Annotated in this window: 20 protein-coding genes; 2 read left to right on the top strand and 18 right to left on the bottom strand. The window is 63.2% G+C overall.

What is annotated here, in order from left to right; genetic code table 11:
* The first annotated feature begins 226 nt into the window (after positions 1-226).
* Positions 227-394, top strand: a complete 168-nt coding sequence (locus tag EN749_RS11925; RefSeq protein WP_013527898.1) for a hypothetical protein — start codon at positions 227-229, stop codon at positions 392-394.
* A gap of 65 nt (positions 395-459) precedes the next feature.
* On the opposite strand, the gene EN749_RS11930 is transcribed toward EN749_RS11925, so the two are convergent.
* The 18 genes from EN749_RS11930 to EN749_RS12015 all read right to left on the bottom strand — a co-directional run bounded on the left by EN749_RS11930 (position 460) and on the right by EN749_RS12015 (position 17656).
* On the bottom strand, positions 460-1161 hold the full coding sequence (locus EN749_RS11930) for a tRNA (guanosine(46)-N(7))-methyltransferase TrmB (protein WP_127399232.1): 702 nt from the start codon (positions 1159-1161) through the stop codon (positions 460-462).
* Between the two features lie 23 nt (positions 1162-1184).
* Complete coding sequence (gene metK / locus EN749_RS11935; protein WP_127266944.1) at positions 1185-2450, bottom strand: methionine adenosyltransferase; 1266 nt, start codon at positions 2448-2450, stop codon at positions 1185-1187.
* A 169-nt stretch (positions 2451-2619) separates the two neighbouring features.
* Positions 2620-3039: a helix-turn-helix domain-containing protein gene (locus EN749_RS11940; protein WP_013527901.1), complete on the bottom strand. Its 420-nt coding sequence runs from the start codon at positions 3037-3039 to the stop codon at positions 2620-2622.
* A 140-nt stretch (positions 3040-3179) separates the two neighbouring features.
* On the bottom strand, positions 3180-4772 hold the full coding sequence (gene lnt / locus EN749_RS11945; protein WP_127327720.1) for an apolipoprotein N-acyltransferase: 1593 nt from the start codon (positions 4770-4772) through the stop codon (positions 3180-3182).
* A gap of 102 nt (positions 4773-4874) precedes the next feature.
* The gene (locus EN749_RS11950; RefSeq protein WP_128363209.1) at positions 4875-5345 is read right to left on the bottom strand and encodes a VOC family protein; all 471 of its coding nucleotides are present in this window, start codon (positions 5343-5345) and stop codon (positions 4875-4877) included.
* A 16-nt stretch (positions 5346-5361) separates the two neighbouring features.
* Positions 5362-6492, bottom strand: a complete 1131-nt coding sequence (locus EN749_RS11955; RefSeq protein WP_128363210.1) for a hemolysin family protein — start codon at positions 6490-6492, stop codon at positions 5362-5364.
* A gap of 28 nt (positions 6493-6520) precedes the next feature.
* Positions 6521-7021, bottom strand: a complete 501-nt coding sequence (gene ybeY, locus EN749_RS11960; protein ID WP_127327723.1) for an rRNA maturation RNase YbeY — start codon at positions 7019-7021, stop codon at positions 6521-6523.
* A gap of 18 nt (positions 7022-7039) precedes the next feature.
* Positions 7040-8032 carry a PhoH family protein gene (locus tag EN749_RS11965; RefSeq protein ID WP_023758127.1) on the bottom strand — a complete coding sequence of 331 codons (993 nt, stop codon included), beginning with the start codon at positions 8030-8032 and terminating at the stop codon, positions 7040-7042.
* 83 nt (positions 8033-8115) lie between these two features.
* The gene (miaB, locus tag EN749_RS11970; protein WP_128363211.1) at positions 8116-9525 is read right to left on the bottom strand and encodes a tRNA (N6-isopentenyl adenosine(37)-C2)-methylthiotransferase MiaB; all 1410 of its coding nucleotides are present in this window, start codon (positions 9523-9525) and stop codon (positions 8116-8118) included.
* A gap of 74 nt (positions 9526-9599) precedes the next feature.
* Positions 9600-10400 carry a 1-acyl-sn-glycerol-3-phosphate acyltransferase gene (locus tag EN749_RS11975; RefSeq protein ID WP_128363212.1) on the bottom strand — a complete coding sequence of 267 codons (801 nt, stop codon included), beginning with the start codon at positions 10398-10400 and terminating at the stop codon, positions 9600-9602.
* A gap of 21 nt (positions 10401-10421) precedes the next feature.
* Entirely contained in the window at positions 10422-10916 is a 495-nt protein-coding gene (gene rimI / locus EN749_RS11980; protein ID WP_024503455.1) for a ribosomal protein S18-alanine N-acetyltransferase, read from the bottom strand.
* Positions 10917-11594: a tRNA (adenosine(37)-N6)-threonylcarbamoyltransferase complex dimerization subunit type 1 TsaB gene (tsaB, locus tag EN749_RS11985; RefSeq protein ID WP_127408641.1), complete on the bottom strand. Its 678-nt coding sequence runs from the start codon at positions 11592-11594 to the stop codon at positions 10917-10919. It abuts the gene before it with no gap.
* A gap of 95 nt (positions 11595-11689) precedes the next feature.
* Entirely contained in the window at positions 11690-12796 is a 1107-nt protein-coding gene (locus tag EN749_RS11990; RefSeq protein ID WP_127381323.1) for a DUF1513 domain-containing protein, read from the bottom strand.
* A 1-nt stretch (position 12797) separates the two neighbouring features.
* Positions 12798-13877: an imelysin family protein gene (locus EN749_RS11995; protein WP_128363213.1), complete on the bottom strand. Its 1080-nt coding sequence runs from the start codon at positions 13875-13877 to the stop codon at positions 12798-12800.
* Positions 13877-15478, bottom strand: a complete 1602-nt coding sequence (locus EN749_RS12000) for a di-heme oxidoredictase family protein (protein WP_128363214.1) — start codon at positions 15476-15478, stop codon at positions 13877-13879. Before EN749_RS12000 ends, EN749_RS11995 begins: the two co-directional genes overlap by 1 nt.
* A 12-nt stretch (positions 15479-15490) precedes the next feature.
* Positions 15491-15976, bottom strand: coding sequence for a bacterioferritin (bfr, locus tag EN749_RS12005; protein ID WP_013527914.1), 486 nt, complete (start codon positions 15974-15976; stop codon positions 15491-15493).
* Positions 15942-16253, bottom strand: a complete 312-nt coding sequence (locus tag EN749_RS12010; RefSeq protein WP_127395538.1) for a (2Fe-2S)-binding protein — start codon at positions 16251-16253, stop codon at positions 15942-15944. Before EN749_RS12010 ends, bfr begins: the two co-directional genes overlap by 35 nt.
* A gap of 113 nt (positions 16254-16366) precedes the next feature.
* A complete protein-coding gene (locus EN749_RS12015) occupies positions 16367-17656 on the bottom strand; it encodes an imelysin family protein (RefSeq protein ID WP_128363215.1) in 1290 nt (429 codons plus the stop codon).
* Positions 17657-18089: 433 nt separating this feature from the next.
* On the opposite strand from EN749_RS12015, the gene EN749_RS12020 reads away from it, so the two are divergent.
* On the top strand, positions 18090-19343 hold the full coding sequence (locus tag EN749_RS12020) for an FAD-dependent oxidoreductase (RefSeq protein WP_127807971.1): 1254 nt from the start codon (positions 18090-18092) through the stop codon (positions 19341-19343).
* Positions 19344-19371: the final 28 nt, after the last annotated feature.

The following is a 19371-nucleotide window of genomic DNA, read 5'->3' on the forward strand; positions in this document are numbered from 1 at the left end:
TCGTCATACCGACCAAGAATTTGAGGCTGATATAGACGATGACGGCCTGTGTTTCAAGCCCTGTGCTGGTCGGGCAACGCCGCCATCGAGGCGGCCCGCGCCAGCGTTGCATGGGGCGCATGGCGCCTATGCGGCGATACCCATGGGATTGGCGCTGAAACGCACCTATTTATGTTGCGCTGCACAAATGTGGCCGTGCGCCATACGTGCGCGAAAGGACATGATCATGAGCAATCGCAAGATATTTTCTGCAATAGGCGACTTCTTCACCGTATTCGGCAGCGCCGTGGCCGCTTCGCGGGCCGTGGAAGCCGGTCGCAGGCCGCGCGCCGACGACCTGCGCAATCTCGGCGTCGAGCCTGCCGCCTTCGATCGCATCGGCCGCCGCTTCTAGCTTTGACGCAATTCCGGACGGAAAACCGTTTCACACTTTCCAGGAATTTCTCTAAGACCGCGAGCTTATTTCCGAATGAAGGTAAGATAGGCCGGCCGCCGGCCCTCACGAATGGCCTTGGCCTCGTAACGGGTGCCCGGCCAACCTTCATAGGAAAGGTGCCAGTCCGCCGCCTCGCAAGCCTGCCATGCGAACGCGCCATGCGCGCGGCAATGCAGCAGGGTCCAATTGACATAGGTGTCGATGTCGGACGCGAAGCGGAATTTTGAACCAGGCTTCAGCACACGCGCGAACCGCTCGAGATTGACCGGGCTGACGAAGCGCCGCTTCCAGTGTTTCTTCTTCGGCCAGGGGTCGGGATAGAGCAGATCGATGCCGTCGAGCGAGGCTTGCGGCAGCCAGTCGAGCAGCCTTGTGGCGTCGTCGTCATAGACCCGCAGATTGGCGAGTGGTTTCTCGCGCACCGCCATCATCATCTTGGCCATGCCGTTGACGAAGGGCTCGACGCCGATAAAGCCGATCGAAGGCGCCTCGATCGCACGATGCAGGAGATGCTCGCCACCGCCGAAGCCAATCTCAAGGCGAACCGCGCGGACATCCGTCTCAAACAGAGCGTGCAGATCAGCCGGCGGTTCAGCCGTCAGATCGAGCCGATATGTGCCAAAGCCGCTTTCCAGTGCGGCCGCCTGCTGCGGACGCATGGTTTTGCCGCGCCGGCGACCGAAAAAGGCTTCGGTCGCGCGGCTTGGTCTGTCCTTCGGATCCATGGTGGGACTTTGCGGCGCCGCTGTCAGGCGGCGACCGCGTCCTTGAGCGCCTTGGCGAGATCGGTCTTTTCCCAGGAGAAAGACCCATCACGGCCGGCCTTGCGGCCGAAATGGCCGTAGGACGACGTCTTGGCGTAGATCGGTTTGTTGAGATCGAGGTGACGGCGGATACCCGACGGCGACAGATCCATCACCGTGCGCAGCGCGTCCTCGAGCTTTGCCTCGTCGACCTTGCCGGTACCGTGCAAGTCGACATAGACCGACAGCGGCTGAGCAACGCCGATGGCGTAGGAAAGCTGGATGGTGCAGCGGTCGGCGAGTTTCGCCGCCACGACGTTCTTGGCCAGGTAGCGCGCCGCATAGGCCGCCGAACGATCCACCTTGGTGGTGTCCTTGCCGGAGAAGGCACCGCCGCCATGGGGTGCGGCACCGCCATAGGTGTCGACGATGATCTTGCGGCCGGTCAGCCCGGCGTCGCCGTCCGGCCCGCCGATGACGAACTTGCCGGTCGGATTGATGTACCACATGCAGTTGTCGGCGATCTTCAGCTCGCCCAGCGCCTCCCGGATATAGGGTTCGACGACCTTGCGGACCTTCTTCGAATCCCAGCTCGCATCGAGATGCTGCGTGGACAGCACGATCTGCGTCGCCTCGGCGGCCTTGCCGTCGACATAGCGAACGGTGACCTGGCTCTTGGCATCCGGTCCGAGCCTGCCGGCTTCACCGCTGCCCTCGTGGCGGGCGGCCGCCAGCAATTCGAGTATCTTGTGGCTGTAGTAGATCGGCGCCGGCATCAGATCCGGCGTCTCGCGGCAGGCGTAGCCGAACATGATGCCCTGGTCGCCGGCACCCTCTTCGCCCTGACGGTCGGAGGCATTGTCGACGCCCTGGCCGATGTCAGGCGACTGGCCGTGCAGCAGAACCTCGATCTTCGCGGTTTTCCAGTGAAAGCCGGCCTGCTCGTAGCCGATTTCGCGGATCGCCTTGCGGGCGACCGACTTGAACTTGGCCGGATTGACGACCGAATGCCCAGCGGCATCCTTGAGAATATTGCCCGCCTTGTCCCTCTTGAGCAGCGTGTCGGGAACACGCACTTCGCCGGCGATGACGACACGGTTGGTGGTGGCCAGCGTCTCGCAGGCGACACGGACTTTCCACGGGTCCATGCCGGTCTTCTTGGCTTCGCGATACACCAGATCGACGATCTCGTCGGAAATCCGGTCACAGACTTTGTCGGGATGGCCCTCGGCAACGGATTCCGAGGTAAAGAAGTAGTTCTGCCGCGTCACGGGTGTCCCCTCTTGAAAAACGATCGGCAGGCTGCCGATTTTGGCGCGCCACGTGTTAGCGGGGCGAAGCGCCGCTCGTCAAGCGGTGCTTCGGCTCTGGCATGAATGTCGATGCAGTTATCTTGTGCCACCAGCGGCAAGACGCCGCCGGTGCTGGCGTGATTGAGGATCAGTCGGGATCGTCGGCGGAGAGGGACTTGACCAGGTCTATAATCCTGCGGCGCACCTTGGCATCAGCGATCTTGACAAAGGCCCGGTTGAGCTGAAGGCCTTCAGGGCTGCCGCAGAATTCGACAGCGAAAGCCATCGACGCGTCCTCGGCAAATCCACGGCCCGCCACGGGCTCCTGGCCGGGCGCATCCTCGAAAAAGAAGGCGACCGGCACGCCGAGTATGGACGCTATCGCCTGCAATCGGCTGGCGCCGACGCGGTTGGTGCCTTTTTCATATTTCTGAATCTGTTGAAATGTGATGCCGAGGTTTTCTCCCAGCTTTTCCTGGCTCATTCCCAGCATGTTGCGGCGAAGCCGGATGCGACTGCCAACATGGATGTCGATCGGATTCGGTTTCTTCTTGTTGTCTTCTGTCATTTTTTCCTCGCCGAATTTTTTCGGCTTTCTCTATTTTTTCTTGCCCAAACAAAGCCGGAGGCAACTGCCCCAACAGAACGATCCACCGGCTTCGAGAAATTTTCAGGCACTTACAGTATGAGTTTCTAATGTGTTGGCTGTCAATTCACCCGTAGCCTTTGCCTTACGTTCAACAGCGCTGCCCCAACGGCAAACAGCAACATGATCAGCATTCCGTTAATGCGCCGTTGGCCGGGAGATATGAGCGCCTGTCCGGAAATCGGTATGTGGGCATCGATGGCGCCGCGTGCGTCGATCGCAAGCGCATCGACGATGCGCCCGCGCGGATCGACGACGGCCGAGATGCCGTTGTTGGCAGCACGTACCAATGGCAATCCATTTTCCACCGCGCGGATCTGGGCCTGCCTGAAATGCTGATACGGACCCGGCGTGTCGCCGAACCACGCATCGTTGGTAACGTTCACAATAAGCTGCGCTGACGCAGCGTCAACTGCCACAAGATCGGGAAAGATCACCTCATAACAGATAAATGGCAGCGCACGGATGCCATCGGGCAGCGTGATGGCGTGCCGCTCATTGCCGGCCGCGAAACTCATCGGCCCGGCAACCAGTTGCTCGATGCCGAAACGCTGGAGCAGATCGGCGAAAGGCAGGTATTCGCCGAACGGCACCAGGTGAACCTTGTCGACGGCGTCAGCGATTTCACCCTTGTCGTCGATCGCCACCACGGAGTTGTAGTAACGGCTGTCGGCATTCGCGGCCGAACCGCCTTCCTCGCGAACGACGCCGGCAATCAGCATCTGGCCGGATCCGAGCATGTCTCCCAGCGCCGTCAATGCGTCCGGACGCTCGGTGAAGAGGAAAGGCACCGAGGTTTCGGGCCACAGGATCAGCTGCGGCTTTTGATGGCCTGGGTCCGGCGCCTTGGCCGAGAGCCCCATCAGGACCGCGAAGATGCGGTCGCGCACCGAGGCATCCCATTTTTCCGACAGGTCCACGGCCGGCTGAACGATGCGGACATCCAGGCTGCGTGAAGCTGGCGGTTCGGGAGCGCCAAGCCTGACATAGCCGAAGCCGACATGGGCGGCGGCGAGCATGACAAACAGTGCCGCGCCGAGGCGCAGGTGCCGACGTGCCGCCAGCAGTGCCGGCAGTGCGAAGACGAACACGGCGAGCGCGTTCATGCCGATCATGCCCGTCACCGAGACGCTCTGCATCAGCAGCGGCACGGGCATGGCCGCGTAGCCGACGGCATTCCAGGGAAAACCGGTGAACAGGAAATCGCGCAGCCATTCCGCCAGGCCGAAGCCGAAGGCAAGGGCGGCGATGCGGCCAATGTCGTTGCTCCACAGCAGCCGGGCAACGATTGCCGCAAAGCCGTAGAAAAAGGCGAGCATGAAAGGAATGCCGACCACGGCGAAGGGGAGCGCCCAGGCAAAGCTGTCGGCCTCGACCAGCAGCGCCGAACCGATCCACCAGAGGCCGGCGAGGAAATAGCCGAAACCGAACCACCAACCGACGGCAAAAGCCGGCCGTAGACGCCGGAACAGACTGCCGGAAGCTTCACCGGTGGCGCCGTCGAGCAGCCAGACCAGCAGCGGAAACGAGACGAAACAGGCGGCGAAGAAATCGTAAGGCGCCTGACCAAGCACCGCCAAGGCACCTGCGAGAAACGCCACGAGCGCACGCCGCCAACCCCAAAGCAGAATTATCCGGCCGGTGAGGCGCTCCATGCATACTTCCGAGTCGCGAATCAGGACACAAGATTTAACAGGCTGCGCTCCGCGCTCCAAACGGCGGATGGGCTGGCTGAGATGCACAGCTCCGGCCCTGCCCTACCAGTGCCAACCCTCGATTTGAACGCTCCCCAGCCGCTCGGCCTCCTCGCGCGGAACCGAACGGATGGTCTGCGTGAAGGTCCAGACATGGCCCTCGGGGTCGCGGGAACGATACTGGCGCTCACCGTAGAACTGATCCGCCGGCTCCTGGATTATCCCGGCGTCGGTCGCCCGCGCCTGCTCGCAATGCGCATCCAGGCCGCCCTTCAGCCTGATATAGATCGACTGCGTGTTGCTGCCCGAGACCGAAGCCGGGCTGGCGACATAATCGCTCCATTCGGAATCGACGATGATGTAGCTGTCGCCGAACCGCATCTCTGCATGGATGAGTTTTCCCTCGGCATCGCTGACCACCATGCTGCGCTCGAAGCCGAAGGCGGCTTCCAGCCAATCCAGCGCGGCACGAGGGTCCTTGTAGAAGACACCAGACCCCAGACTTGGATGCTTGAACGGGTCGTCGACAGTCATCGGGCGAGCGTGACGCTCACGCCTGTTCGGTGCGCGCGGTGGCGCGCCGGCGGCGCTCACCCTTCTGGCTCTGCACGATGCGCACGCGCTTGACGCGGCGCGGATCAGCATCGAGGACGTGGAATTCGAAGCCGGGTATGGCCTGCACCACCTCGCCGCGGGCCGGAACACGGCCAAGCGTGTTGAAAATCATGCCGCCGATCGTGTCGACATATTCGCCATGTTCACCGGCGGCGAAATCCCCGCCGATCATCTTGGCCACGTCGTCGATCTCGGCCTTGCCGTCGACGATGAACACGCCGTCGCCGCTCTGGGTGATCATCGGCTCGTCGTCGTCATGCTCGTCCTCGATGTCGCCGACCACCATCTCGACGATGTCTTCCAGCGAGGCAAGACCGTCGGTGCCGCCATATTCATCGATGACCAGCGCCATTTGCGTGCGCGTCGTCTGCATGCGGCCCATCAGGTCGGAGGCAAGCATCGACGGCGGCACGAACAGCACCGGGCGGATCAGATTGAGGTCGCCAATGGTGCGTGCGAGGTCGACCTGGGCAAGATCGAGAACCGTGGCAGCGGGGGTTTTCCTGGTCGTGCGGCCCTTCTTGACGCGCGCGATCTTGGTGATGTGGGCCAGCACGTCACGGATATGGACCATGCCGCGCGGATCATCGAGCGTCTCGGAATAGACCGGCATGCGGGAATGGCCGGATTGTTCGAAAGTGCCCAGGAGATCGCCGAGCGTCGTCGTGATTTCGACCCCCTGAATGTCGGCGCGCGGTACCATGACGTCCTCGACGCGCACTTCGCGCAGCCGCAGGATGTTGTTGAGCATGGCGCGTTCGCCGGGCGAGAAGGCGCCGGCATCGCTCGTCGTCTCGGCAAGCGCGCCGGCAATTTCCTCACGCAGGCTGGTTCCGTTGCGTTGCCGAAAGAGGCCCAGAACGCGGTCGAACAGGGAGGGACCGGCAGGCAACGTCTCGCTGGCAACGCTGCCAGCACCGGCAGCAGCAGAGGTACCGCTAGCGCCAGAGGTACTGTTAGCACCAGAGGTAACGGTACTCGGACTTGATCCCTCTTCCGACGTGTCGGAAGCCTTGGTCGCACTGCCGGCGTCGGGGCGGGCGGCAGTTTCTGGTTTGTCGTTCATCGTCGTCCGGTCAATTGATCAGATGTAGTTACGCGTAGGGGTCGGGAATGGCAAGCCTTGCAAGCGCCGCGCGTTCGACGGTTTCCATCGCCTCGGCTTCAGTGTCGGTCTCGTGATCGTAACCCAGCAAATGCAGCAGGCCGTGGATGACGAGATGGGTGATATGGTTCTCGACAGGCTTGTCTTCCAGTGCCGCTTCACGCGCGACCGTCTCGGCGGCGAGCACGATGTCGCCCAGCATCGGCGGCAACGGTCCGCCTTGCACAAACGGAAAAGCCGGGAAAGACAAGACATTGGTCGGCTTGTCCTTGCCGCGCCAGCCGGCGTTGAGAACCCGGACATGGGCGTCGTCGGTAAAAACGAGGCTGAGTTCGGAACGGCCCGCCACGCCGGTTTCGGCAAAAGCCGCCTTGACGGCGCGATCGACCAGCCGCGTCAGGCTTGCCTCGTCGGGCCAGTTGCCCGCCTCAACCGATATGTCGATGTCGACGGGAACATTCCCGTCGCCGGATGTTATGTCCTCAGGCATGAAGCCGCATCGTCAACATCAATTCTCGGCGCCGAGGCCGCGCGCCAGCTTGGCGTCCCGGTCGTAGGCCCTGACGATTTCCGCCACCAGCGGATGGCGGACCACATCGCCGTCGTTGAAGCGCACGGTGACCGCGCCCGCCACGCCGTCCAGCACCCGCAAGGCTTCGACCAGTCCCGATTTGGTGTTCGAAGGAAGGTCGATCTGGGTCGGATCGCCGGTGACGATCATGCGCGAATTTTCGCCCAGACGCGTCAGGAACATCTTCATCTGCATCGGCGTGGTGTTCTGCGCCTCGTCGAGGATGACGGCGGCATGCGCCAGCGTGCGGCCGCGCATGAAGGCGAGCGGCGCGATCTCGATCACTTCGGCGGCAATGGCGCGCTCGACCTTGTCGGCGGGCATCATGTCGTAGAGCGCGTCATAGAGCGGCCGCAGATAGGGATCGACCTTCTCCTTCATGTCGCCGGGCAGGAAGCCCAGCCGTTCGCCGGCCTCGACCGCAGGCCGCGAGAGAATGATGCGCTCGACCATGCCGCGCTCGAGCAGCATCGCCGCATGGGCCACCGCCAGATAGGTCTTGCCGGTGCCGGCCGGGCCGATGCCGAACACCAGTTCCGACCGTTCCAGCGCCCGCATATAGGCGTCCTGGTTGAGTGAACGGGCATAGATCGTCTTCTTGCGGGTGGCGATCTGGGCAGCGGAGACCTTGCCCTTGCGTTCCAGCGTCGGCAGCGTCAGCTGATCGTCGGCGGCGATCGCCATGCGCACGGCGCCGTCGACATCGGACTGGCCGATATCGACGCCCTTCTGGAGAATGCCGTAGAGATTGTCCAATGCCCGGCGCGCCTGCTCGGCAGCCGAAGCAGACCCTTTGATGGTCAGCTGGTTGCCGCGCGAGCGGATGTCGACACCGAGCTTTTGCTCGAGCCGCGCGAGATTTTCGTCGAACTGACCGTAAAGGGCGCTGGCAAGCTTGTTGTTGTCGAAAGTCAGAACGATGTGCGCCATGTCAGAAGCCCCAGATGCCGGTACCGGGGGCAGGTTCTTCAGCTCTGCTGCGCTCAACCGTCTCTCCTCATCTGCCGAGACCCTCAGGCCAATTCGGCGAACAGGCTGTTGTAGCCCGTCTTCGTGATTCGCACCTGGATAATGTCACCGATTTCGCCGGCCTTTTCATCAACAATAACCGGCTGCAGCCAAGGCGAGCGGCCAACCTTCTGGCCGGCCTGACGGCCGGGCTTCTCGATCAGCGTGTCGATGGCGCTTCCGACGAGGCTCAAACCGAAATCCTGCTGCTGCTTCACAAGCAGAGCCTGCAGTCTCTGCAAGCGCTCGTCCTTGACCGTTTCCGGCACGTGATCGGACATTTCGGCGCCCGGCGTGCCGGGGCGCGGCGAATATTTGAACGAAAAGGCCGAGGCGTAATTCACCTGACGCACCAGCTCCATGGTCGCCTCGAAATCCGCCTCGGTCTCGCCGGGAAAGCCGACGATGAAGTCGCCGGAGAGCGCAATGTCAGGCCGCGCGGTACGGATACGGTCGAGCAGCGCCAGATAATCCCTCGCCGTGTGCCGGCGATTCATCGCCTTGAGGATGCGGTCGGAGCCGGATTGCACCGGCAGATGCAGATAAGGCATCAATGCCGGCAGATCGCGATGGGCCGCTATCAGTTCGTCATCCATGTCGCGCGGGTGGCTGGTGGTGTAGCGCAAACGCGCCAGCCCGGGGATTTCGGCCAGCCTGAACAGCAGGCGGCCAAGCCCCCACTCCTGACCGCTCCCGCCCTGGCCATGCCAGGCATTGACGTTCTGGCCGAGCAGCGTCACTTCGCGCACGCCGGCTTCGGCCAGGCGCTCAGCCTCCGCGACAATCTGCGCCACCGGCCGGGAGACCTCGGAGCCCCTTGTATAGGGCACAACGCAGAAGGTGCAGAACTTGTCGCAGCCTTCCTGCACGGTGAGGAAGGCGGTGACGCCGCGCTTGATGACCTCGGCGCGCTTGGGCTGCGGCAGGTGCTCGAACTTGTCCTCGAGGGCGTAGTCGGTCTCGACGATCTTTTCGCCGCCGCGCACCCGCGCCAGCACGTCCGGGAGCCGGTGATAGGTCTGCGGACCGATGACCAGGTCGACTGCCGGCGAACGGCGGATGATCTCGGCGCCTTCGGCCTGCGCCACGCAGCCGGCGACGCCGACCAGCATCTCACGGCCGGCCAGGGCACGCTCGGCTTTCATATCGCGGATACGGCCGAGCTCGGAATAGACCTTTTCGGCCGCCTTCTCCCTGATATGACAGGTGTTCAGCAGCACCAGGTCGGCCTCGCCAATGGCATCGGTCGCGGAATAGCCGTCGGCAGCCAGCGCATCGGCCATACGCTGTGAATCATAGACATTCATCTGGCAGCCATAGGTCTTGATGAAGACTTTTCTCGCTGCCGCGGGAAGCACCGCCGGCTGTCCAGCCGTAGTGCCGATGTCGTCGCTTTCTATCGTGTTCAAGTCCATAAGGCGGCTTCTAACGCCTTTCCGTGACAAAAAACAGACGATTCTCGGCCCGCGCCAGCAAGAGCGTGCCGGAGCTACCGGCTCGGCCGCGGGTCGGCAAGCGCCGCCTGCATCATCTCACGCACCTGGCTTTCCATCAGTTTCGACGTCTCCTTGCGGTTCGAACCCTTGGAAAAGGCGATTGCCTCGCCGAAATGCACCTCGACGTCGAGCGCGCCCTCCGCCAGCAGAACCTTGAGATGCGGCATCAAATCCTCATCGCCGATCCAGGCGGCAAGCGGGCGATGCCGGCGGCCGAGCGTCACGCCGTGCAGACGCGTATAGGCGATCGCCACCGGCTGGATGAACACCTGTTCCGCCGCGCCTTCGGAAATCGCCATCGAGGCGGCGCCGAACAGCGTGCTCTTGAACGGCAGGACCATATTGCCGTCGCCGGTCGAGCCCTCGGCAAACAGCACCATCGCATCGCCCTTGGCCATGCGGCTGGCAATCTCGCTTGCCTGGTCGCCCGACGAACGCTTGCGCTCGCGCTCGATGAAGACGGTGCGCTGCAGCTTCGACAGCATGCCGATCAGCGGCCAGCCTTCCATATCCGCCCTGGCGATGAACTTTACGTCGGCAAAAGAGCCGAGCACCATGATGTCGGTCCAGGAGATGTGATTGGACGCAACCAGCAGCGGGCGCTTGTCGGACAGCGCTCCCTTGACATGGATGCGCATGCCGAGCGCCCTGACGATCAGCCTGTGCCAGACCTTGAGGATGAAGGTTTCCGGCCACCAGCCAGTCTTCATCGACAGAATCTGTAGCGGCACAAGGACCAACGAACCGGCGACAACGAGGCCCAGCGCCAGGAAAATCCTGATTTTCTTGATCATCGCCCCATCCCGGCCGTCTCGCTAGCGAAGATCGCGGCGCATGACAAGCGCGCCGGTCGGTCCGTGTTCGGCCGATCTGTAGTAATTCGGCCGCTTGCCGACCTCGCGGAAGCCCAGCCGACGATAAAGCGCGATCGCCGCGACATTGGTCTCGTCGACCTCGAGGAACAGCGCTTCGGCGCGCTGCGCGTGCAGTTCGCGCAACACCGCGTCCATCAATTGCCAGCCCAGCCCCTGGCGACGATGCGATCGCGCCACCGCGACGGTCAGGATCTCGCCCTCGCCTGCCGCAAGCCTCGCCAGCACGAAGCCAACGGGCGGCTTGGAGCCCTGTCCGGTTTCGCGCGCGGCATAGCCGAACACGGTGTCCTGTTCGAGCAGGGCGGCGAATTCGCCATCGGTCCAGGGGCGGACAAAGTCCTCGCGATGCAGCAGCGAGACCGCCGGACTGTCGGCGATCCTCAGCGGCTCGAGCGCGTAGTCCCGGCGGCGTGGTTGGAGAAAAGGTATGCGCATTTATCTTTCTTGCCTTGATAGAATAAAGCCAGCCTGCGGCTTGGCGTCGGCGCCGCGCATATAGAGTGGTTTCGGCCGTTCGCCCGCGCCCTTGGCGGCAGCCAGGCGGGCGTAGGTGACAATGTCGGCGGTGGCTGTCCGAGGGCCGACATCAAATTCGCGCCCGGCCGATGCGCTGATGAGCGCTGCCGCGGTGCCGGCAAGCACCGGAGACGTTTCCTTCGCCATAGCCACCACGTCAGCCAGCGTGGCCGCGGCCGGACCGTAAGTCAAGACTAACCTTTCGTCGTAAAAGGCCGCGTGGATCTCTTCACGGCCGGCATCGAGCGCCGCCAGCACGGCGCGACCGGGAAATGCCGCTGCTGCTTCGGCGGCCAGCGCCTCCAGTGTCGTCACCCCTATCGCCGGTATCTTCAGCGCCAGCGCCAGGCCACGCGCGGTCGAGACGCCGACGCGCAGACCGGTGAAAGAACCGGGGCCGACAGAGACGGCGATGGCGCCAAGACCTGCATAGTCGGTTGCGCTTGCCTCCAGCGCTTCGGCGATGACCGCCATCAGTTGCTCGGCATGGCCCTTGCCGAGATCGAGCACCTGATGGCCAAGCTCCTGCTTCGCCGTCGCGTCATAGACGCAAGCGGCGCAGAGGTTGGCGGCACAGTCGATGGCAAGCAATTTCATGAGGCAACCGGTTCGAAAAACAATTCCCTGTGCCCGCCACGGCCCGCCACCGCAAGGGGATAGTGCATAATTCGTTAAGCGGCTTCGCTTGTAGCCTATGCGGCCTGTTCGATACGCAGCATGTGGTTGTCCCAGACATAGTCCGGTTCGGAGCGTGTCGCACCGCTGCCCTCGACGATCTCGCCGGCGCCGGTGGTGGCCATGAAGCCGGTTCCATCGGGCGCCACGCCGCAGACCTCGACCAATGCGCTGTTCGCAACGACCCGGCCGCTGGCCGCATCGATCACGACGAGCGAGTTGCCTTCCGGCGAGGAAACGGCGACAGTTCCGGCAGCCCGATTGGCGGCCACCGAGCCTATGTAGTTGCGGAAGCCGGACAAAACGTCCTGCGGCATGTCCAGCAACTGCAGCTCCTTGCCGCGGGCGGCGCGACCGACCAGCAACGGTCGATCGGTGCCCGGCCCCCTGTACTGGCAGCCGAACCAGACGCTTCCGGACCGATCGGTGTCCATGTGGCGGATCGACAGCTGATGCAGTGCGGCCGGCAATTCGTGCTTCTCGATAAGATCGCCGGTGACGCGGTCTATCAGCACATAGGACGGCTTCATGGTTGCAATGTTGAGCTCGGCGCGGCCGTAATCCGGATGGGTCTCGATGCCGCCATTGGCAACCGCGATCGTCCTGCCATCGCCCAGGAGCAGAAGCTCGTGCGGACCCACGCCATAGGTCGGGAATTCGCCGACACGGCTGAATTTGGCCCGCGCATCGTAGACGCCGACGACGCCGGCGGCGTTGTCGAAGTCGTTTTCGGTGGCATAGAGCAGCGCACCGTCGGCCGAGAACACGCCATGGCCGAAGAAATGCCGGCCGGCGATGCTGGCGATGGTCAGCGGCGCGTCACGGCCCGAGTGATCGAAAACCACGGCGAAGGTGCCGGGCTGACGCGCGAAGACCACCGAGCGTTTCGATATGGGATCGAAGGTGACATCGTGGCCGCGATCGGGCAGGTCGATCGCATGCAGGACCTTGCCGGCCTCGGACAGGACGGCAGCGCCAAAGCTGCCGTCGCGTTTGACGAAAGCCGTGGCGAAGACGGCGTCGGCCACAAGCGTGGTTGCCCAGGCCGAGGGCGTCATCGTCGCCATGAAGCCAACGCCTGCAGCTCTCAGGAAGTCGCGGCGATCTATCAGAGGGGTTTTCAATTCAGTCCCCATCCAGCGAGGAGAAGCCTGCGGTCAGTCCGAATTCGGAGGTCAACCTCGTGCCGATCAAGGCCGACAGGCTGGAGGTGATCAGCGCGAAATGATCGAGCTTGTCACGAAGCGCCGGATCGGCAAGCGCCTTGTCGATTGGACCGCTGACCGCCTTGGCGGTGGCGACACCGTTGACCAGCTGGATGTGGATCGATTCGGCCATCCAGCGCGCATCGGCCGGCAGAGCATCGCCAAGTTTCGAGGCCTGGAACAGCGTATCGATGCCGGAGAGATTGCCGGCCAGTGACGCGGTGGTGTTCTGCGAGCGCCAATAGATTGCCTGTTTCGGCTTGTCCGCATCCGGCTTGCCGCCGAAAAACCCTTTCAGGCGCACGTCGCGGACCATTTCCAGTTCGTTGATGAAGACGCCGACCAGTTCCGTCACCGCTTCGTTGCCGTCGCGGTAGAGCGGGTTCTGCGCCCCCGGATTGGCCCAAAGCGCGGCAAAGCCGTCCGCCTTGTTCCAGGCGGCGCTGACCTCGCCGGCCATGGTTTCGATGTTGCCGGCAACGGCAGTGCCATAAGCGCAGCGGTAGGGATCATCCTTGCCGGCAAGTGCATCGGCGCCGTCGCCGTAAAGAACGAATTCGAGCGCGCCCAGCCCCTGCATGGCAACGCTCTTGCCGGCCAGTTGTGCCGGATCGGTCGCGGTCGGATCCTTGTCGGACAGCGCCGCCTGTACCTGTTTCAGGCCGATGCTCTTGCGATCCGGCCAGAACAGCATGCGCTCCAGCCGGTTGTTCTCCTTGATCGGTCCGAAGCCGATGATTTCGGCTAACGACCAGGCATAGACGGTGGCGGAGAATTCGGCGCGTGCGGCATCGAGTTTTCCTTGCGAGGGCGTGACGCACAGCTTGCGCATGGATCCGGTCAAGGCTTCCGCATGCTCGTGCAGGCCGGCATAGGCCGGGCGGACGAAGCCATCGATCGCGCGCTGGATGATATCGGAGGCTTTGACCGCCGCAGACGCAGGGGCAACGCCCAGCAATGCCAGCGCAAGAATGAGAAACAATGCAGAACGCTTGAACATCACAGTGACTCCAGGAATTTGAGCAGCGCGTCACGCTCAGTCGCACTGGCGGCGGCAAAGCGGTCGCGCGCTTTCTGCGCCTCGCCGCCATGCCACAGGATCGCCTCGGTCAGGCTGCGCGCGCGCCCGTCATGCAGGAAGAAGGAATTGCCGTTGACCGTCTCGGTCAGGCCGATGCCCCACAGCGGCGGCGTGCGCCATTCATTGCCCGTCGCATCTCCCACGGCCTGGCCATCGGCCAGATCAGGCCCCATGTCGTGCAGCAGGAAGTCGGAATAGGGCCAGATCAGCTGGAAGGCCTGCGCCTTGTTGGGCGTATCGCGGCGCGTGACGAATTTCGGCGTGTGGCAGGCAATGCAGCCGATCTCGTAGAATGTTTTTTTGCCCGCGAGCACGTCGGGCCGGTCGAGGTCGCGGCGCGGCGGCACGGCCAGGTTCTGCGAATAGAAGGTGACGAGATCCATCACCGGCGGCGGCGCCTCGACCGGGCCAAGACGCTGCTGCACGCCGTTCGGCATGTCGAGGCATTTTGCCTCCGCAGCAGTGCAATCGCCCCAATGCTTCGGCTCTTCGGGCGTCGAGATGCCGATGTCGCCGGCAAAGGCGTCCGCCGCCTGCTGGCGGATCGACGCGGTCTGTGCCTTCCAGCCGAAACGGCCAAGCGTCAGTTTTCCGTTCAGGCTATCGCGCACGATGTTCGGCCTGCCGGAAATGCCGTCGCGGTCCCTGTCGTCTGGATCGGCGTGGGCGAGAATATCAGCCGGCGCGATCTGTTCGATCAGGCCCAAGCCGATCATCGGCGGGGTCAGGCGCGGCGACAGCGTGGTGCGTGGGTCAAGCGGCCCGTAGCCAAGGCCGTCAACCGAATAGCTCGGCTTGCGCAAGGAGATCACAGTGCGGTCCGTCAGCTCTACCTTACGTTCTTGGTAGTCGACATGCATCCTGCCTTCACCGGGCAGGCCGGGTACGGCGAGCTCCTGCAATTGCCTGCCGTAGACCGGGTCGGGGAAGTTGAGCACCTCGTGGTCGGCAAGCGCCGCCTTCTCTTCCGCGCTGCTGGCGTCACGGGCCAGCCGCAGGAACATCGACGTGGTGCCGACGTCGCCTTGCGGCGGGCGGCCGCGGCCATCCTTCAGATGGCAGTTCTGGCAGGCACGTTCGTTGAACAGCGGGCCGAGCCCGTCCGACGCCTGCGTCGAGGATGGCGACGAGACCCAGTTCTTGCGGAAAAGGGCATTGCCGAGCTTGAAGTCGCCCTCTTCCTCGAAGGTGATGTTGGCCGAGGATTGCGAGAAGGAATCGCGGCTGACGTCCTTCCGGGACGTGCCGGCGCCACCTTGCATCAGTTCGAACTGCTCTGGCCTGGAAAAATCCGCGGTCGGCCTGGTGACGGCGATGACGCGCGCCTGGTCCTTCGCATTGAGGTCGGTGCGCGTGGTGGCGAGCCCGGCAGGCTGAAGATCACCGGCCATCGCCGAGGAGGCAAGCGCCAACACGAGCACGACATAGCGCCGACGCGCCAATCCGGCCGGCGTCTTGCGAAGGAGCGGCGAGCCATTGGCCCGCCGCGAGCGGCGCACGAATTCTAGCAGGCGCCGCATTCCCGCATGCCCTTACTCCGCCTCGTCCGCCGATGCGGCGTTGAGCTGGCCGTATTTTTCCTCGCCGATCGAGGCAAGCAGGTCGAGCTGCGTCTCGAGAAAGTCGATGTGACCCTCCTCGTCGGCGAGCAATTCCTCGAACAGCTTCATCGTCACGTAGTCGCCGGCGTCGTTGCAGATTTCGCGCGACCGCTTGTAGGCGGTACGTGCGTCATATTCGCCGGCAAGATCGGATTCGAGCACTTCCTTGACGTTCTGCCCGATGCGCAGTGGCGCCACGGACTGCAGGTTCGGATGGCCTTCGAGGAAGATGATACGGGCGACGAGCTTGTCGGCATGGTGCATCTCCTCGATCGATTCCGCCCGCTCCTTCTTTGCCAGCTTGGCGTATCCCCAGTCCTCAAGCAGACGGAAATGCACCCAGTACTGATTGACGGCCCCAAGCTCCAGAAAAAGAGCCTCGTTAAGCCGCTCGATGATCTGCGGATCGCCTTTCATGAATTCTGCTCCCGTATTGGACGCGCAGGCCTCTGACGCGATCCAGGTGTGAAACGACATCCACGCCGCTCGCCTCCGAGCGGGCGTGGTAATTTTCGGTGACCCGAATGATCGTTTCCACCACATTTGGGAAGCAGCCGCAACAGCGACCGCGCTTTTGCATGGCATGATAGATCTTCGCCGGCACGATCAGCTGCCAGGGATCCTGGTCCAGCAGCGCGACGATCGTCTGCTCGATCTCCTTCTCGGTGATGATATTGCAATGACAAATCAGCATTGGCTTGCTCGGCTGGCTGACGGCGTCTCCCGCGCCGTGTGGCTTGATTTTCTAGCGGAGGCCGTTCCAGAGCCGGTTGTCCGGCTCCGGATCAGTCTCCTGTCTTTCGGCCCTTACTTGAACACCTTGTCCGGCGCGTCGAGGCTGTCGGACCCTTCGAAGGCGATGGTGCTGAGCTTCAGGGAGCCGACGGCGCGCTCAATCGACTTGGTCTGATCGACCAGCGCATCGATCGCCGCCTGCACGGTGGCGTTGCCCTCAACGTTGCCCTCGGCGATCTGCTGGTCATAGGCCTCGCCGGCCAGTGCACGCGCCTTGATCGCCTCCATCTTGGCGACGGTGAGATCGAGCTTGTCAGACAGTTCCTTGTCGATCGCCGGATCGGCCGCCTTCACCATATCGGCCACCGAGGGACCCGAAACGACGGTGCCGTCGAGACGCGTGTAGCTCGCACGATAGGCCGCGCGAATGCCGATGGCGTCGTAGAGATGCGAATTGTAGGTGTTGTCGGAGAAGCAATCGTGCTCCTCTTCCGGATCATGCAGCAGCAGGCCGAGCTTCATGCGCTCGCCGGCCAGTTCGCCGTAGGACAGCGAGCCCATGCCGGTGAAGATGGTCGAGATCGCCGTGTTCGGCTCGCCATCGACGAGAGCCTTGCGGGCGGCGCCGTCTTCCTTCCAGTTGCCGACCATCTCCTGAATATCCGAAACCAGAAGGTCGCTGGCCGATTTCAGATACTCGGCGCGGCGATCGCAATTGCCGCCGGTGCAGTTCTTGAGGTCGTAGTCGGTATAGGGGCGCTCGCCGGCACCCGGGCCGGTGCCATGCAGGTCCTGGCCCCAGAGCAGGAATTCGATGGCGTGGTAGCCGGTGGCGACATTGGCCTCGATGCCGCCGGCTCCCTGCAGTGTGCCGGAGAGGAACTCCGGCGAAAGCTTCGGTGCATCGACCTTCTTGCCGTTGATCTCGATCTCCTTGTTGGCGATCACATTGGCCGTGTAGAGCGCGTTCGCGTCCGATTCGGTGCCGTAGCTCTTGGCGACGTAGTCGATCAAGCCTTCATCCAGCGGCCAGGAGTTCACCTTGCCTTCCCAGTCGTCGACGATCTTGTTGCCGAAGCGGTAGACCTCGGTCTGCTGGTAGGGAACGCGCGATGCCTTCCAGGCGTCACGGGCAGCGTTGAGGGTTTCCACCGATGGCGCGGCGAGCAGCGCGTCGACCGCCTTGTCGAGCGCCTGCGCGGTGGTCAGCGAATCCTCGTATTTGGCGAGTGCGATGTCGGAATAGGTCTTGATGACCGCCTTTGCATCGGTTTCCGCCTTTGCCGGCAACACGAATACCGCCGCCGTCAGCAGGGCAGTGGCGCCGATCGCCGCAAGCCTGCTGCCATATCGTGCTGTCATAATCACTCTCCAGTTTCTCGGAAATTCTGTAAACGGCGCGCGCAACAACCGGCGCCAGGCCATCTGTGGGCCATTGGGCGCAAGAGATGCCGCGCCATCGCGCGGTTCGCCGAAGAAAGACACCAAAATGCCTCCAATCGAAAGGGTTCAAGGCCCAGACATTAAAGGGATGCGCTGACGCGCGAGCCTCCATAAAGCTGCGACATCGTCGGATGTCAATGACAATCCGTAGGAAAAGTCAATTGAAACAACAGTTTAGAATTATTCTAAACTAAGACTCTCAACTTTATGCATTTTCCTGCACCGGTCTTGCCGCTGAACTGTGCGATTGACAGCCGCCATCCCGGATGCGACCCGCAAAAGCTCGCTTGCAGCGGTGCCAGACAATTGCCATCTGGCGAAACATCCTAGGGTAGAATCAGGATTGGATGCGATGAAGAACGGTGTGGTCATTGTCGGCGCGGGTCATGCGGGCGTGCAAGCGGCCGCCAGTCTGCGCGAAGACGGCTATGACGGGCCGGTGATCCTCGTTGGGGATGAGGACGAACTTCCCTATCACAAGCCGCCGCTGTCGAAGACTTTCATCAAGGATGCCGAGGCCAAGCCGCAACCCTTGCGCGGCGAGGCCTTTTACACCGGCAGCGCCATCGATTACCGGCCTGGCGTCAGGATCGATCGGATCGATGCCGGACGCCGCAGTTTGGATATTGCCGGCGGTGGTGCGCTGGCCTTTGACCATCTGATCCTGGCGACAGGCTCGCGCCCGCGCACGCTGCCGCTGCCCGGTGCCGACCTGTCCGGTGTGCTGTCGCTGCGCTCGCTGGCCGATGCGCGGCTGATCCGCGACCTCAGCGCGCAAAGCGACGAAGTCGTCATCCTCGGCGGCGGTTTCATCGGGTTGGAGATCGCAGCCACGTTGAGGGCCGCCGGTCGCACGGTGACAGTGGTCGAGGCGGTGGACCGGCTGCTCGGCCGCGCCGTGGCGCCGGTCGTGGCGAGCCACGTCCGGCAACGGCTGGAGGCGACAGGCGTGCGCATCCTCACCGGCACCTCGATCGCCAGGCTCGATGGCGAAAACGGTCATGTCACGGCCGCCATCACCTCATCAGGCGAAAGGCTGCCGGCGCGCATGCTCATCGTCGGCGTTGGTGCCGTGCCCAATTTAGAACTGGCGCAGGCGGCCGGCCTCAGCATCGCCAACGGCATTCGCGTCGATCATCAAATGCGCACATCGATGCCGGAGATTCTCGCTATTGGCGATGCTGCCTCTTACCGTCACTGGCTCACCGGCGGCGACGTGCGGCTGGAATCGGTGCAGAATGCCACCGACCAGGCGCGGCTTGCCGCGCGCACGATATCGGGCCACCCCGACGCCTATTCGGCGGTGCCATGGTTCTGGTCCGACATCGGCGACATGAAATTGCAAATGGTCGGCCTGACCGCCGGCGGCGACAGCCATGTCGTGCTGGGAGATCTGCCCGACAACAAGTTCTCGATCTACCACTATGCCGGCGACCGGCTGCTCGGTATCGAATCGGTCAACCGTCCCGGCGACCACATGCTTGGCCGCAAGATGCTCGGCGCCGGCTTCTCGCCGACGCCGCAGCTGGTTGCTGAGGGACCTGACGGTCTGAAGGCGGCGCTGGCCGCATTCCAGCAGGATGAGCCTGCAAGGGCTGCGGGCTAGCCCCCCGCTTACCCTCCCCCTTGTGGGG

The sequence above is a fragment of the Mesorhizobium sp. M7A.F.Ca.ET.027.02.1.1 genome (assembly GCF_004022985.1).
Taxonomy (GTDB): domain Bacteria; phylum Pseudomonadota; class Alphaproteobacteria; order Rhizobiales; family Rhizobiaceae; genus Mesorhizobium.